Here is a 205-nt window from a genome sequence, read left to right as displayed (position 1 = left end):
GATAACGTTGCTTCAGCAACGGCCCGTAGGGAGAGGCGCAGCCGAGTAATCCTCCCGGATGCACCATCTCTTACTTGATATGGCTTTTGTAGCGGTATCAATATCGGCAGTAAATAAGTTTCCCAATGCATCCGTAGCTCAGCTGGATAGAGTACTCGGCTACGAACCGAGCGGTCGGAGGTTCGAATCCTCCCGGATGCACCAT

Annotated in this window: 1 tRNA gene and 1 other RNA gene; both read left to right on the top strand. The window is 52.7% G+C overall.

Annotated elements, in window-relative coordinates:
• Positions 1-66: non-coding RNA, RtT sRNA (locus OGX84_RS00645), on the top strand; the annotation flags it as partial.
• A 61-nt stretch (positions 67-127) separates the two neighbouring features.
• Positions 128-204, top strand: a tRNA-Arg gene (locus OGX84_RS00640).
• Position 205 lies beyond the last annotated feature (1 nt).

The sequence above is a fragment of the Citrobacter sp. CK202 genome (assembly GCF_030333225.1).
In the GTDB taxonomy this organism is placed as follows: Bacteria; Pseudomonadota; Gammaproteobacteria; order Enterobacterales; family Enterobacteriaceae; genus Citrobacter_B; species Citrobacter_B koseri.
Note: the sequence above shows the minus strand (reverse complement) of the source record. Positions and strands in the feature narration are given on the sequence as shown.